Here is a 14,563-nt window from a genome sequence, read left to right as displayed (position 1 = left end):
TGCACCGCCATCATGCGCTCGGCGGCGATGCCGCTTCGGAGCACCCGGAACAGGCCGATGCCGGTCACGGCCAGGATGAAGGCCGCCGCGGCGACGAGGGCCTCAGCCATCGCGCCCTCCCCTGGCGAGAACATCGCAGAAGGCCGCCTCGTCGGCCGCGAGCTGCTCCGCGACCGGCTCGCGCAGGTCGAGGCAATGGACCAGCAGCGTGCCGTCGGCCGCGACCGCGACCGGCAGCTTGCCCGGTTGCAGGCTCATCACGGCGCAGGAGGCGTCGCGCGCCATCCCGGCCGGAACCGCCGAGCGGCAGGTCACGAAGCCCGGCTTCAGGTCGACGCGCCGCGCGCAGGCCCGGCGGGCGACGTCGATCCCGGCATTCACCGACTGCATCAGGAACCGCATCAGGAAGCGGGCGATGCCGGAAGGGGACAGCCGCCCCTCGGGCGGCCAGAGCGCCGCGCTTGCCCAGGTCGCCGCCGCGGCAGCCGTGATCCCGACCGGCAGGTCCTCCGGGCCGAATCCCATGAGCGCGATCCAGGCGACCAGGAAGCAGAGGCCGCGCGGCAGGAGCGTCGCGAGCGGCATGGCGACCAGGGCGGCGTCTCCCCTCATCAGATCAGCCTTCTCCCGCTTCATCCGGGCCGGACCGCCCGCCGCGCGAGGAATCGGTCCGCGCGATCATCCGCCGACTCGCTAGCGCCAAGCGGACGGCAAGGCTAGCCTTCGGCCTCGCCAGCCACATCAGCGCCATGTCTCTCTCCTGTGCCGGACGTCCCAATCTCGGCGGCGCGGCTGGCGGGAGACCCTCCATTATGCGCAGGATGACGAGCCCGCATTCCGCCGACCGCGATCGTCACGTTCGCGGCGTCTCCGAGGAGCCGATGTTCCAGTCCTGCCCGACACCGGCCCGCCGCCACCCGGAGGACGGGCCATGCGCATGATCATCGAGCCGCGCGACGGCGATGCGGAAGACGATGCGAGCAGCACCAAGAAGCGCTCGCTCGTCGCCATCGCCGGCAGCCTCCTCGGCGAGATCAGCCTGCCCAAGCTCGTCCTGTCCTGGATCCTCGTGGTGCTGCTGCCGGGCCTCCTCCTCGGCGTGGCGCCCCTCCTCCTCGGGGCCTGGATCTCCTCGGTCTCCGGCCGCATCGCCGCGCTCGCCGGCATCGGCCCGCTCCTCGTGCTCGCGCTGGTCGCGGCGATCGGCTGGTATGGCTTCCGGCCCCTGTTCCGCATCGCCGAATACGGCTTCTGGTCGCTCAACGCGCTCGCCGTGCAGCCCGGCTACGCCCTCTGCCGCGAGGGGCTGCGCCATCTCGCGGAGAGCTTCATGCCGGCCGGCGCCGACCAGACGAGCCGCGCCAGGCTGCGGGCGGCGAGCGCCTACGGGGCCGGCCTCCTCTGCTTCCTCCTCGCCGGCTTCCTGATCCTCCGGCTCTGGCCCGCGACGCGCTGGACGGGCAGTCTTGCCGATCTCGTCCATCCGCTGCGCCTCGTCAGGCCCTCCCTCGCCAATACCGTGACGGTGATGGCGGCCTATTTCGGCATCGCCTCCCTGCTGTGGGGCGTGGCCGACGGGTCGATGGACCAGCCGCTCGACCTCGCGGGGTTCGGCGAGGCGCCGGAAGGCGCCCGGCGCTGGCGGGTCGCGCACCTGTCCGACATCCACGTCGTCGGCGAGCGCTACGGCTTCCGCATCGAGAGCGGACGCGCCGGCCCACGCGGCAACGAGCGCCTCGCCCGCGTGCTCGCGCGGCTGGAGGAGATCCATGCCGCCGCCCCGCTCGACCTCCTGCTGATCACCGGCGACATGACCGATGCCGGCCGCTCGGCCGAATGGGGCGAGTTCCTGGACGCGATCCAGGCGCACGGCTCGCTCGCGGAGCGGACGCTGATCCTGCCCGGCAACCACGACGTCAACATCGCCGACCGCGCCAATCCGGCCCGGCTCGAACTGCCCACGAGCCCCGGCAAGCGGCTGCGCCAGATGCGGACGCTCTCGGCCGCCGACGCCGTCCAGGGCCGGCGCGTGCAGGTCTTCGACGCCTCCCGCACGAAGCTCGGGGGCAGCCTCGCGGCTTTCCTCGAGCCGCATCGGGAGAAGATCGCCGCCTTCGCCGATACCGGGGGCCTGCGCCTCTCGTCCGGGCTCTCCTCGGTCTGGACCGACGCCTTCCCCATGGTGCTGCCGCCGGACGGGCCGGAGGGCCTCGGCGTCGTGCTGCTCAACTCCAATGCCGAGACGCATTTCTCCTTCACCAATGCGCTGGGGCTGGTGTCGGAGGAGGACATCCGCGCGGCCCTCGCCGTGATCGACGCCTTCCCGCGGGCGGGCTGGATCCTCGCCCTGCACCACCACCCGGTCGAGTATCCGAAGCCGGCCAAGGCGTTCTCGGAGCGCATCGGCACGGCGCTGATCAACGGCAGCCACCTCGTCAGGATGCTGAAGCGGGTCGCCCCCCGCGTCGTCGCGATGCACGGGCACCGGCATATCGACTGGATCGGCCGCTGCGGCGCCTTCACCATCGTCTCGGCCCCCTCCCCCGTCATGGAGGCGACGGACCGGGATCCGACCCATTTCTACATCCACACGCTCGCGGTGGGCGGGGGCCGCCTCGCGCTGCTCGAGCCCGAGCGCATCGACATTGTCCCGCAGGAGCCGGGCCCTACCGCGTAGGGACAGCCTCGCCCTGCCGGGGCTCGCCGAAGATCTCGGCGAGCCATTGGCTCGACGGGTGCAGGGAGCAGAAGGTGAGGAGGGCGATGGTGATCGGCACGCCGATGAAGGCGCCGAAGACCCCCCACAGATAGCTCCAGAAGAACACCGAGAACAGCACGGTGACCGGCGAGATCGCGAGAGCGTTGCCGGCGACGCGCGGCTCGACATAGGAGCCGACGACGAACTGGATGAGGTTGAGGCAGGCGAAGACGGCGATCACCGCGTGCCAGGAGCCGAACTGCGTCATGGCGAAGACGGTCGGGAACACGGTGGCGACGAGCGGCCCGATAAACGGAATGTAGTTCAGCGAGAAGGCGATGAAGCCCCATTCCTCCGCGAGCTGGAGCCCCACCGCCCGCGCGAAGACCCAGACGAGGAGGCCCGTGACCACGCTCATCAGCGTGCGCACGAGCATGTAGCGGCGGATCTTGGTGCCGGTCGCCGTGAAGCCGCGCAGCAGGAGGTCGCCGGCCCCCCGGTTGCGCATGCGGCGCAGCTTGCCGTGGAAATCGTCGACCTCGAGCAAGCCCAGCACGACATAGACGAAGACCACGAGCCAGAAGCTCATCGTGCTGTTGAGCCGGCCGGTGATGGTCTGCGCGATGCGCAGCACCCAGCCGACGCTGAAGGCTTCCGACCACGCCCCCGCGACCGCGACGCCGTGGCCCTCGAGCCAGAGCGTGACCTGGTCGTAGAAGGTCTGGAAGCGGGCCGCGTCGCTGACGATCCAGCGCCCGACGCGGCCGAAGGCCCACACGATCAGCGAGCCGAAGCCGACGAAGGCGACGATCATCACGACGACGCTGACGGCGAGCGCCGCGAGCCCCGGCAGGAAGCCCTTGAGTGTCCTCTGGAGCGGCCAGACCAGGGCGATGATGAACAGCGCGAAGGCCACCGGCGCGAAGACGGAACTGGCCACCGACAAGGCCGCGACCGCGATGATCGTCGCGATCACGATCAGCGCCCCCTGGTGGACCTTGCCGCCCGTCATACCGCTTCCGGCTGAAAAGCCCGGCTGCGTTTCTCTCTCTCGTTTCTCTCTCCTGGCTGTCATGGCCGGGCTTGTCCCGGACATCCCGACGAGGCCCGCACGCCGGGCGGGGCCGGATTGCGCAACGAACCGGGATGGCCGGAACAAGCCCGGCCATGACCCCTGTGGGAGAACGGTCCGGGGTGATCGCCCGGATTTCGTATCACCTGCATGGCTGCTTCGCTTTCAAATCCGCCATCCCGGCCCGGCGATGCCGGGCCGGAGCGGCGGGCGTCAGGCGCCCGTGGCCGGCGCGGGGGGCGTGGCCGGCGCGCTGTCGCAGACGGCTGCGAGAGCCTCGCGCAGCCGCGCCTCCTTCGTCTCGTCGAAGGAGGTGCTGATGAGCGTGCCGCCGATGCCCCTGAGATCGGCCAGGACCTTGTCGGCCGTCACCTTGCGGATGAGGAGGAACAGCCCCGCCGTGCCCGGCTGGAGCGCGGCGGCGGCATCCTTCATGAACTGGTCGTTGATGCCGACATCGGTGAAATAGCCGCTCAGCGCGCCCGAGGCCGCGCCGAGCGCGGTGCCGGCCAGCGGCATCATGAAGATGAGGCCGACCAGCGTGCCCCAGAGCGCGCCCGAGGCCGCGCCCGCCGCGGTCAGGTTGACGAGCTGGTTGAGCTTGATCTGCCCGTTCGCGTCCTTGACCACGACGACGGCGTCGCCCAGCTCGATCAGATATTCGCGCTGGAGGGCGAGGACCCTCTGGCGCACCTCCTCGGCCTTTTGCTCGGTCGGAAAGCCGACGAAAACCAGGTCACTCATGCGCGCAACTCCATTTTGCGGTGGGGGAAAAGCGGACGGCCGGGGCCCCGGCCGCAATCGTCATTCCAGCCTCAGGGCCTCTTCGCGGGCCCGGCCTCGCCAGAGGCCAGGACGCCCTGCGGAAGCGGCCTCACGCGCTGCCCCGGATGAAGAGCCTGGATGCCGGCCGAGACGATCGTCTCCCCGGGCTCCAGGCCCTGCGACAGGACGACCCGGCCGGGATCGAAGCGCAGGACGTCGACATCGCGGAGCGACACCGTCGACTTGGCCGGATCGACGACCCAGACGGCGGGAGACAGGCCCTGCTGCGTCAGCGCGCCGGCGGGAATCGAGATGATGGTGTCCGCCGTCGTCTCGACCTTGCCGATCACGGTCGCGCCCAGCTGCATCGCCGGCGGCGGGTCCTGGAGGCTGACGCGCACCTCGAAGGTGCGCGTCACGGGATCGGCCTGCGGGGACACCTCCCGCACGTTGCCATAGGCGACGACGCTCGGGGAATCGGCCAGGGCGACGCGGATCCTCGCCTCGTCGAACCCCCTGCCGAACATGGATGCCGGCGCCTTGAACACCGCGTCGCGCCCGTCGTCCCGCGCGAGATTGACGACGATCTGCCCCGCCTGGACGACCTCGCCCGGCTCGATGCGGCGCGCGGTGACGACGCCGGCGACGTCGGTGCGCAATTCCGTGAAGCCCAGGCGATCGCGGGCGAGCTCGAGCTGCGCCTCGGCATTTTCGAGCCGCGCCTGGGCGGTTTCCAGGGCCCGGAGCGCCTGGTCGAAGAGCGGGCGCGTGGTGAAGCCCTGCCGCATCAGCTGCTCCTGCCGGGCGAAGGTGTTGCGCGCCGTGTTGACCTCGCCGCGCGCCGCCTCGACCTCGGCCTCGGCAGCCGGCAGCGCGCTCCGCTCGATGGTCGAATCGAGCCGGGCGACGAGCTGCCCCGGCGCGACATGGTCGCCGACATTGACGGGTCGCTCGGTGACGCGCCCGCCGATGCGGAAGGCGAGCCCGATATCCGTCTTGGCCTGGATCTCGCCGCTGAGCTGGACATCGTCGACGAACTGGCCCGCCTGCACCGTGACGACGCCGACGGGGCGCCCCTCGGAGGCGGGGAGTTCCTCGTTGCGGCAGGCGCCCAGCATCGCTGCGAGGAGAACCGCCGCTGCGGCTGCCGCCGGCCGGGAACGGGTCCCGCGCCTCGCCCATGCCGGGATCATGACACGCTCCCTTCCAGGGTTGCGGAGGCCGAGCCCGCCCCCTCCTTCCGCCCGCCGCGGCCTCCGAAGACCGTGACGTAGAGGACCGGGAGCAGGATGAGGGTGAGGAGGGTCGCGACCAGGAGGCCTCCCATGATGGCGAAGGCCATCGGCCCCCAGAACACGGTCGGCGCGATCGGGATCATGCCGAGCACGGTGGAGATGGCGGTCAGCATGATCGGCCGGAAGCGGGTGCCGGCGGCATCGATGGCAGCCTCGGCCACCGTCTTTCCGCTCTCGCGCTCCGATTCGATCTGCCCCACCAGGATGACGGCGTTCTTGGTGATGATGCCGATCAGGGCGAGGACCCCGAGCAGCGCGACGAAGCCGAGCGGCTTGCCCGAGAGCAGGAGCGCCGACACGATGCCGATCAATCCGAGCGGCGCGATGCTGAGCACGATGCCGAAGAGCCGGAAGCTGCGGAGCTGAGCCATCAGCACCGTGAACATGATCAGCAGCATGACCGGCACGACCGCGATGACCGACGCCTGGGATTCGGCGCTTTCCTCGACCGTCCCGCCGACGGCGATGTCGTAGCCGGGAGGCAGCGTCTTCCTCAATTCGTCGATCGAAGGCTGCAGCGCGTTGACCACCGTCTCAGGCAGGACGCCCGGCGGGACGTCGGCCGCGACCGTCAGGGTCGGCACGCGGTTCCGGCGCCAGATCAGGGGCATGTCGAGCCCGTAGCTGAAGGTGGCGAATTGCGACACCGGCACCGAGCGCCCGTTCGGCAGCGCGACCTGCATGGTGCGCAAAGTGTCGAGCGAGATGCGCTCGGCATCCCGCGCCCGCACGACGACGTCGACGAGATAGATGGAATCGCGCACCTGCGTCACGACCGTGCCGGAGACCACGGTGTTGACGATCGCGGCGAGGGCCTGCGAGCTCAGGCCGAGGCGGCGCGCCTCGTCCTGGTCGATGCGCATATGCAGCTCGCGGGTGGGCTCGATCCAGTCGAAATTGATCTGGAGCGCCCGCGGATCGGCTGCCATCACCTGCGCGAGCTTCATCGAGATCGTGCGGACCTGCGCAATGTCGGGCCCGCCGACGCGGTATTGCACCGGCCAGCCGACCGGCGGCCCCAGTTCCAGCGGGGACACGCGCCCGACCACGTTCGGGAACTCGGTGGCGAGCCTCGCCTCCAGCTTCTTCTGGAGCCGCTCGCGCGCCGGCACGTCCTTGGCGACGATCACGGCCTGGCTGAAGAAGTCGTTCGGCAACCGGGCGTCGAGCGGCAGGTAGAAGCGGATCGCCCCGCGCCCGACATAGGTGCTCCAGCGCTCGACGTCGGGATCGCCCTTCAGCGCCGCCTCGAAGCGCTGGACGAGATCCTCGCTCGCATAGATCGAGGCGTTCTGCGGCAGCGTCAGGTCGACGAGCAGCTCGGGCCGGTCGGAGGCCGGGAAGAATTGCCGGGGGACGAGCGGCAGGGCCAGGACGGAGGCGGCGAACAGGGCCAGGGTCACCCCGATCGTCATCCAGCGCATCCGGATGGCGGCCGAGAGGAAGGCCCGGAAGATGCGCTCGACCCGTCCGGGCCCCTGGTTCTCCGCCGATGGGGGGGACGCCTTCAGCATGGCGACGCCCAGCACCGGCGCGAAGAGGACGGCCACGAACCAGGAAATGATCAGCGCGATCGAGACCACGGCGAAGAGGGAGAAGGTATATTCGCCCGCCGAGCTCGCCGCGAAGCCGATGGGCACGAAGCCGGCGATGGTCACGAGCGTGCCGGCCATCATCGCCGTCGCGTATTTCTCGAAGGCGAAGGTCGCCGCCTTCGTCTTCTCGTCGCCCGCGGCGAGCCGCGTGACCATGGCGTCGGTCGTCGTCATGGCGTCGTCGACCATGAGCGCCAGCGCGATGATCAGCGCGCCGAGCGAGATGCGCTGCATGTCGATGCCCGAGACCAGCATGCAGGCGAAGACCACGGCGAGGGTCAGCGGGATCGCGAGCGCGACCACGAGACCCGGACGCACCCCGAGGCTGATGAAGCTCACCACGAGAATGATGGCCACGGCCTGCCAGAGCGAGGTCATGAAGTCGTTGATCGCATAGGAGACGGTGACGGCCTGGTCGGCGACGAGATGCGCCTCGATGCCGAGGGGCAGCTCGGCCGTGAGCTTGTCCATCGTCTTCTTGAGGGTCGCCCCCATCGCCAGGATGTCGCCACCCTCGCGCATGGCGATGCCGAGGCCGATCGCTTCTTTCCCGTTGACGCGGAACATCGGCGTCGGCGGATCGGCGTGGCCGCGCTTGATGGTGGCGATGTCGGCGAGGCGCACCATCCGGTCCCCGACCGGGAAGTTGATGCTCAGGAGGTCGGCTTCCGACTGGAAGGCCCCCGAGATCCGCACGGAGAAGGTTTCGTCCTGCGTCTGCACCTCGCCCGCCGGGCGGACCGCGTTCTGGCTCGACAGGGCCGCGAGCAGCGCGGAGCGGTCGAGGCCGAGATTGGCCAGCTCGCGCACCGAGAACTCGATGAAGATGCGCTCGTCCTGCGCGCCGATGATCTCGATCTTCGAGACGTCCTTGACGAGCAGCAGCCGCGAGCGGATCTCCTCGACACGGTCGCGCAGCTCGCGGTGGGTGAACCCGTCCGAGGTGAAGCCGTAGATGATGCCGAAGGTGTCGCCGAAGCGGTCGTTGAAGAACGGGCCGAGCGTCCCCGCCGGCAGCGTGTGGCGCATGTCGGCGACGAGGTTGCGGACCCTGTACCAGGTGTCCTGCACCCTGCGGCCGGGCACGTCTCCCGTCAGGTCGACGAAGATCGTCGTCTGGCCGGGCTTCGTGTAGCTGCGGATGTTGTCGAGGCCCGGCGTCTCCTCGAGCTGGCGCTCGATGCGCTCGGTCACCTGGTTGAGCGTGTCCTCCAGGGTCGCGCCCGGCCAGACGGCGGAGACGACCATCGTCTTGATGACGAAGGCCGGATCCTCGTTGCGGCCGAGCCGGATGAACGCGAAGACGCCGGCGAGGACCGATATGATCATGAGGTAGATCACGACCGAACGGTTCTTCAGCGCCCATTCCGACATGTTGAAGGTCATGGCGCTTCCGCTCCGATCAGCCGCACGCGCTGGCCTTCATGCAATTGCCCCGCCCCCGCGGTCACGACGATGTCGCCGGCCGACAGCCCCTTGGACACCAAAGCCGTCGCCGGATTGCTGTCGAGCAGGTCGAGCTTGCGCCGCGACACCGTCAGCGCCTTGGGATCGACGACCCAGGCGCCGGGACCGTCCGCCCCCTGGACGATCGCGGTCGCCGGGATGGCGATGGCGCCGCTGCTGCCGCCGCCCGCCGCGCCCGAGACCGCCGCGCCGAGGCGGAAGGCGGCGGGCGGATCGGTCAGGCCGACCCGCACGCTGAAGGTGCGGGTCACGGGATCGGCCTGCGGCGCGATCTCGCGCACGCGCCCGAAAGCCGTCGTCGCGGAATCGGCCGCCAGCGCCACGCGCACCTCGAGGCCGGTCGTAACCCGCCGCACGAGATCGGCCGGCACCTCGAAGACGGCGTCACGGCCCTCGCGCCTCGCCAGCTCGACGATCATCCGGCCCGCCGCGACGACTTCCCCCGGCTCCGCGCCGACGCGCGTCACGACGCCCGGCGCATCGGCCTTCAGCGTCGTGAACCCGACCACCTCCTGCGCCGTGTCGACCCGCGCCTGGGCGGCGGCGACCGCGGCCCGCGCCGATCTCAGCCCCTGCTCGGCCGATTCGAACTCCGCCTGCGAGATGACGTGCCGCTCGACGAGATGCCGCTGGCGCTGGAAATGGTTCTGCGCCTTGCGCAGGTTGCCCTGCGCGGCGGCGAGGGCGGCCTGCGCGGAGCGCAGGTCGTTGAGCTCGTTCTCGGGATCGAGCCGCGCCACCACCTGGCCCTCGCCCACGCTCTGGCCGAGATCGGCGCGCCGCTCGGCCACGCGCCCGCCGATCCTGAACGAGAGAGCAGCCCGGTCCTCCGCCTCGATATGCCCGGTGAACCTGACCTCGGTGGCCTGGGCCGGCGGCTCGACGGTCACGGTCCGTACGATCCGAATCGGCGGCGGCGCTTCCGCCTCCTCGCCCTTGCAGGAGGCCAGCGCGAGGACGATCGCGGCGACAGCCGCAGCCCGGCTCATCCGGGGCGCAACCGTCCGACCGCCAGCCGGCGCCGCCGACTCCCGCCGCCGGGCAAACCTTCGCAGCCCTCGCCTCTCCATCGCGCCCTTTTCCCTGACGGCCACCGGCCAGACATGCGGCCCGCCTGCGCAAGGTTCGCCCGCCGCCTCACCCTTTGCGTCGGCCGGCGGAGGCTAGCAATAGCGCGGGGGGGCCGCAGATATGCTCAGAATCCCAATTTTGCGCGGCTCATCCCATTCTCGGAGGAGCCCTCGCCCCGTGCGACACCACGCCGCGCGCCTCCATCCCCCGGGCCTCCGTCGGGCTATAGCCGAATTCGCGCCGGAAGGCCCTGCTGAAGGTGGAATGGTCGACGAAGCCGACCTCGTTGCCGATGATATGGATCGATGCCGCCCCGCCGCGGGAGGCCAGCCGGCGATGCGCCTCGCGCAGCCTCTCGCGATTGATGAAATGGGCGACGCCGCCATGGCTCTCGAGAAGCCGGTACAGCTTCGAGCGGGACATCGCCAGAAGGCGGGCCAATTGCTCCGGGCCGAATTCCGGCGCCGCCATGTTCTGGCGCACCACCTGGCGCACCCGCTCGATCAGGACCGAGGCCAGCGGAGCCTTCGCGGCCTCCTCGCGGGCGGCGCGCGGCAGGATGCAGCCGGCGACGAGGGCCTGCGTCGCCGCCTCGAGGCGCCGCCCCTGTCCGGCCGGCACATGCGGCATCTGCCGGACGAGGCCCTTCATGAAGCCGGCCAGGAGCGGCGCGAAGGCGGGGTCGACCTCGCGTCCATGCGCTTCGTCGAAGGCTTGCTCCTCCGCCCGGCCCAGGTTGCGGGGGAGATAGAGCGTCACGACCTCGCTGTCGCGCGCTCTCCCCTCGAAGGGCAGCGCCAGGGAGCGGAAGCTGATCTCCTCGCGCGGCGGCCCCCCGTTCTGCGAGGGCGTCCGGGCCAGCACCACGCACCAATGGTCCAGGAACGATTTCGGGCGATGCCGCCAGCGCCGCGCCGGAGCGCCGGACAGAACGGCCCGCGTGAGGACGACCTCGCCCAGGCGCCACGAGGCGATCTCCGCATCGAAGCCGGCCCGCGATCCGGCGGAGGGAATGAGGTCGATCACCTGCCCGTGAAACGAGCGCCAGGCATCGAACTGGTCCGCCGCATCCAGTCCCGCGGTGCAGAAATGGGGCTCGGCGAACAGACCGACATCCAGCGCGGCATCGGCAAGGAGAAGCTGATTCACCAGGCACTCCGAATCGTCGTGCCGAGGAACGGAACATCCCTCGCTCCGTCAAGCCGCTGAATTTTGGTCAAGCAAGCAGATGAATTTTATTCAGCAAGGCTAGCTATAAGCATGCCTTATTCTTCTCGTCCGCCGCCACTACGACGTTCGGTGGCCTCGCCCGAGTCACAGGGGAGGCTTCAGCGCGGCATCGAAGACCCTGATCGGGGTCGTGACGAGAATGGAGGCGGCCGAGCCCAGGGCCTCGGCCGCGGCCAGCGGAGCGGGCATGTCCGAATCCGTGATGACCTGGCCTTGCAGCAATCTGTCGCCGATCAGGCGCACGGCATCCGGGCTCGCGGCGAAGAGGTCGTGATTGATCCTGTCGCCGGCGCTGACGGCGCTGAGATCCAGCACGGTGACGCCCGCGAGGCCCCCGAGCTGCCGGCGATAATCCTCCTCGCCGGGATCGATGCCGCCGAGCCGCGTCGCCCCGCGCGAAATGAAGCGCGAGAGTTGCAGCGCCCTGTCGTGCCGGGCGACGAAGAGGGTGATGTGCGGGCGCCTCGCGCCCATATCCTCCACCTGCCGGCGGAACACCCCGATATCCAGATCGGGCGAGGCCAGGATCAGGTTGCTGATCTTGGCGGGCACCCCGCCCTTCTCCAGGCCGAGCTGCCTCACCGCCTCGGCGGCCGGCCAGCTTCCCATCGAATGGGCCAGGATGACGATCTCGCCCACGGCGGGGCTCGCGGCGGCGACCCTCAGCAGGTCCGCAAGGTCGGAGCGCGAGAAGGAGGCATTGTCGAAATCGCGGCTGTAATCGAGCAGGCGCCCGCGCGAGGGCCAGGAGAACAGCACCGGAATCGCATTCGCATCCGCGTCGTGGACGAGTTGCGCGAAGCGGAAGACAGCCCGGTCGAAGGGCGTGTTGAACCCGTGGACGAAGACGAAGACGCGCTTCTTCCCGCCTCTTCTCGCCTTGAACCAGTCGCCGAGCCGGGCGCGCTCGACCGGCTTCGCGGAGGTGACCACGAAATCGGTCGCCGGATTGCCCGGGGCCGTGCGGGGCAACTGGATCGTCCCGACCTCGCGGTTGCGCGGGATCGAGACGACGATATTGCTGAACGAGACCGTGGCACCCCGCTCGCCGGTGAACAGCACGCCCGCGTCATCGGAGGGAGCCCGGGTGGTCGCCGCGAGCAGATCGACCTTGTCGGTATCGGGAGCGGGCGGGACCGCCTGGAGCAGCCCCTGCGGCATCGACGAGCAGCCGCCGAGGCCCATGGCGACGCAGGCAAGGGCGACGTACCGGAACAGACTGTCCATGACCCACAAGCGTGGCTCGCCGCCGCTCGGCATCGCCCCTACATCGCCCCTCTGCGGAAGCGTCCGCGCTTTTCCAGCATGGTAGTTCATGCCCGCCGCGGCGACAAGCCGCTCCCCTTGCGCGGAGCGGCGCGATGGGACAGGCGGCGATCCCGCGAGGGTCTCCTACAGCGGCAGGTTCCGCAGGCGGGACACGGCGAGCATCACGCCGCGAAGCTCGGCCAGCCCCTTCAGGCGGCCCGTCGCAGGATAGCCCGGATGATGCGCGAGACCGAGGTCGCCGAGCAGCTCGTGGCCGTGGTCGGGGCGCATGGGAATGCGCCAGCGGGGATCGCCGGAGTCCCGTCGGCGCTTCTGCTCGACGAGCAGGGCCTCGACCAGGGCGACCATGTCGGTGTCGCCCCCCAGGTGATCCGCCTCCATGAAGGAGCCATCCGGCTCCTTGGCCACGTTGCGCAGATGCGCGAAATGAATGCGCGAGGCGAAGCGGCGGGCGATGGCCGGGACGTCGTTGGCCGGCCCGGCCCCGAGCGAGCCGCTGCACAAGGTGAGGCCGTTGGCGGGCGAATCCACCGCCCCGGTGATGAAGGCGAGGTCGTCCTCGCTCGAGACGATGCGCGGCAGGCCGAGCAGCGAGCGTGGCGGATCGTCGGGATGGATCGCCATGCGGATGCCGACCTCCTCGGCGACCGGGATCACCTCGCGCAGGAAGCGGGCGAGGTTCTCTCGCAGGCGCTCGCGCGTCATCCCCCGGTAGCGGTCGAGCATGCGGCGCAGGCCCGGCACGTCGTAGCGGTCGAAGGCGCCGGGCAGGCCCGACATGATGCTGGCGAGCAGGTTGCGCCTGTCCTCCTCCGAGGCCGCCTCGTACCAGGCCCGCGCCCGCGCCAGCACCTCGGGGGAGACCTCGTCCCCGGCGCCCGGCCGTTGCAGCATGAAGCAATCGAAGGCGGCATATTCGTGCATGTTGAAGCGGAGCGCCGTCCCGCCGTTGGGCAGGCGGTGGCGCAGCTCGGTGCGGGTCCAGTCGAGGACCGGCATGAAGTTGTAGCAGATGGTGGTGACGCCGCAGCGGGCGAGGTTGCGCATCGACTGGCGGTAATTGTCGAAGAGGGGCGTCAGGTCGCCTTCGGCAAGCTTGATCGATTCGTGCACCGGCAGGCTCTCGACCACGCTCCAGCGCAGGCCGAGGGCGGGATTCGCCGCGATCAGCGCCTTGCGCGCCTCGATCTCCTCGACGCTCCAGACGACGCCGTAGGGAATCTGATGGAGCGCGGTGACGACCCCCGTCGCCCCCGCCTGAGCGATATGGTCGAGCCGGACGACGTCATCGGGGCCGAACCAGCGCCAGGTCTGTTCCATGAGGGAGATCCTCAGATTGCGAAGGCGGGACGCCGCGGTCCCGGAAGCATCCTGGGCGGAACTAGAGCATGACGCGGGAAAGGGAAACCCTGGTTTCCAGGAAAAGCACGTGATCACAATCAATTAAAGTCCTCGGCGCCCGGCGGCCCCTCGCCTGGGCAGGGCTCGCCATGCAGGCCGGGACGAGCTAACCAAAAAGCCGAGGGGGATCGCATGAAGCTCCATATTCCGTCCGGCATCCGCCTCGCGACGTCCCGTCCTGCCTTTCTCCTTCCGGCGCTTCTCGTTCTCCCCGAGCCCGCGCTCGCGGCGGGCCTCGACGGACGCGCGATCGGCCTCGCCTGGATCATCCCCTTCGCCGGGATCCTGCTCTCGATCGCGCTCCTGCCGCAGATCTCCCACCATTTCTGGGAGCGCTGGATGCCGGCCATCGCCGCCTTCTGGATGGCGCTCACCCTGGTGCCGCTGGCGCTGATCCATGGCGGCGCCGTCGCGCTCGACGCGGTGCTTCACGTCGTGCTGCTCGAATACATCCCCTTCGTGCTGCTGCTCTTCGCCCTCTTCACGATCGCCGGCGGCATCGTGGTCGGTGGGAACCTGCACGGCTCGCCCGGCGTCAACACGGCCATCCTGGCCATCGGCACCGCGCTCGCTCCCCTCGTCGGCACGACGGGGGCTTCCATGGTGCTGATCCGGCCTCTCATCCGGGCCAACGACGACCGGCGCCACAACGCCCATGTCGTCGTCTTCTTCATCTTCCTCGTCTCGAATATCGGCGGGG

The 14,563-nt window shown here is 70.0% G+C and carries 10 protein-coding genes and 1 pseudogene; 2 read left to right on the top strand and 9 right to left on the bottom strand.

All coding sequences use genetic code 11. From position 1 onward, the window contains the following. Window positions 1-102: 102 nt before the first annotated feature. On the bottom strand, window positions 103-612 hold the full coding sequence (locus tag PKD06_RS12610; protein WP_324380541.1) for a Na+/H+ antiporter subunit E: 510 nt from the start codon (window positions 610-612) through the stop codon (window positions 103-105). Window positions 613-931: 319 nt separating this feature from the next. Between PKD06_RS12610 and PKD06_RS12605 the strand changes: the two genes are divergently transcribed. Beyond that, on the top strand, window positions 932-2,677 hold the full coding sequence (locus PKD06_RS12605; protein WP_324380539.1) for a metallophosphoesterase: 1,746 nt from the start codon (window positions 932-934) through the stop codon (window positions 2,675-2,677). Here the strand turns inward: PKD06_RS12605 and PKD06_RS12600 are convergent. The 8 genes from PKD06_RS12600 to uxuA form a co-directional block, all read right to left on the bottom strand. Then, window positions 2,667-3,710: an AI-2E family transporter gene (locus PKD06_RS12600; protein WP_324380537.1), complete on the bottom strand. Its 1,044-nt coding sequence runs from the start codon at window positions 3,708-3,710 to the stop codon at window positions 2,667-2,669. The two genes, PKD06_RS12605 and PKD06_RS12600, sit on opposite strands and share 11 nt — an antisense overlap. A 273-nt stretch (window positions 3,711-3,983) precedes the next feature. After that, window positions 3,984-4,514, bottom strand: a complete 531-nt coding sequence (locus tag PKD06_RS12595) for a DUF1269 domain-containing protein (RefSeq protein ID WP_324380535.1) — start codon at window positions 4,512-4,514, stop codon at window positions 3,984-3,986. A gap of 71 nt (window positions 4,515-4,585) precedes the next feature. Next, window positions 4,586-5,728: an efflux RND transporter periplasmic adaptor subunit gene (locus PKD06_RS12590; RefSeq protein WP_324380534.1), complete on the bottom strand. Its 1,143-nt coding sequence runs from the start codon at window positions 5,726-5,728 to the stop codon at window positions 4,586-4,588. Then, window positions 5,725-8,811, bottom strand: coding sequence for an efflux RND transporter permease subunit (locus tag PKD06_RS12585; protein WP_324380533.1), 3,087 nt, complete (start codon window positions 8,809-8,811; stop codon window positions 5,725-5,727). The genes PKD06_RS12590 and PKD06_RS12585 overlap by 4 nt, the downstream gene beginning before the upstream one ends. Beyond that, on the bottom strand, window positions 8,808-9,881 hold the full coding sequence (locus PKD06_RS12580; protein WP_324380532.1) for an efflux RND transporter periplasmic adaptor subunit: 1,074 nt from the start codon (window positions 9,879-9,881) through the stop codon (window positions 8,808-8,810). The genes PKD06_RS12585 and PKD06_RS12580 overlap by 4 nt, the downstream gene beginning before the upstream one ends. A 229-nt stretch (window positions 9,882-10,110) precedes the next feature. Further along, window positions 10,111-11,112 (bottom strand): helix-turn-helix transcriptional regulator, encoded by a 1,002-nt coding sequence (locus PKD06_RS12575; protein ID WP_324380531.1) that lies wholly within the window; start codon window positions 11,110-11,112, stop codon window positions 10,111-10,113. A gap of 165 nt (window positions 11,113-11,277) precedes the next feature. Beyond that, a complete protein-coding gene (locus tag PKD06_RS12570) occupies window positions 11,278-12,420 on the bottom strand; it encodes an alpha/beta fold hydrolase (RefSeq protein ID WP_324380530.1) in 1,143 nt (380 codons plus the stop codon). 165 nt (window positions 12,421-12,585) lie between these two features. Beyond that, window positions 12,586-13,782 carry a mannonate dehydratase gene (gene uxuA / locus PKD06_RS12565; protein WP_324380529.1) on the bottom strand — a complete coding sequence of 399 codons (1,197 nt, stop codon included), beginning with the start codon at window positions 13,780-13,782 and terminating at the stop codon, window positions 12,586-12,588. 213 nt (window positions 13,783-13,995) lie between these two features. Between uxuA and PKD06_RS12560 the strand changes: the two are divergent. Then, window positions 13,996-14,563, top strand: a pseudogene (locus PKD06_RS12560) (sodium:proton antiporter); the annotation flags it as partial.

It is taken from the genome of Enterovirga sp., from assembly GCF_035325185.1.
GTDB lineage: Bacteria > Pseudomonadota > Alphaproteobacteria > Rhizobiales > Beijerinckiaceae > Enterovirga.
This window is presented reverse-complemented; position numbering and strand designations above follow the sequence as displayed.